The sequence below is a fragment of the Streptomyces millisiae genome, assembly GCF_031845425.1.
GTDB lineage: Bacteria > Actinomycetota > Actinomycetes > Streptomycetales > Streptomycetaceae > Streptomyces > Streptomyces millisiae.
Genome location: NZ_JAVREM010000229.1, coordinates 1 through 489, shown reverse-complemented (window position 1 = coordinate 489; position 489 = coordinate 1). Strand labels below are relative to the sequence as shown.

Annotated in this window: 1 protein-coding gene; it reads left to right on the top strand. The window is 62.8% G+C overall.

Going from position 1 to position 489, the window contains the following annotated elements; genetic code table 11:
• On the top strand, nucleotides 1-489 hold a 489-nt coding region (locus RNC47_RS36385), incomplete at both ends, for an NAD(P)-binding protein (protein ID WP_394814960.1).

Here is a 489-nt window from a genome sequence, read left to right as displayed (position 1 = left end):
GCCTGGAGGAATGCCCGGTCGACGCGATCTACTACGACGAAGACCTACCAGCCGACCAGGAGCGGTTCCGCGAGATCAACGCCGGCTACTTCGAACGTCACCAACCGCAGACGCACACCCCGGCTGCGCTGGTGGACCGCCCCACCGTCAAATCAGGTGCGCTGCGGGTCGCCGTCGTCGGCGCCGGCCCAGCCGCCTGCTACGCATCCGCTGCCCTGATCGGTGTCGACGGAGTCGAGGTAAATCTATTCGAACGCCTCCCCACTCCGTTCGGATTGATCAGGGCGGGTGTGGCGCCGGACCACCAGCACACCAAGTCTGTCGTGCGGATCTTCGAACATGTCTTCAGCAACAAGAGGTTTGGGTGCTATCTGAATGTTGAGATCGGCTCGGACCTGACTCACGACGAGTTGCTCGCTCATCACCATGCCGTCATCTACGCGGTCGGGGCCGCTCGCGGCCGAGAACTCGATATACCCGGTAACGAAC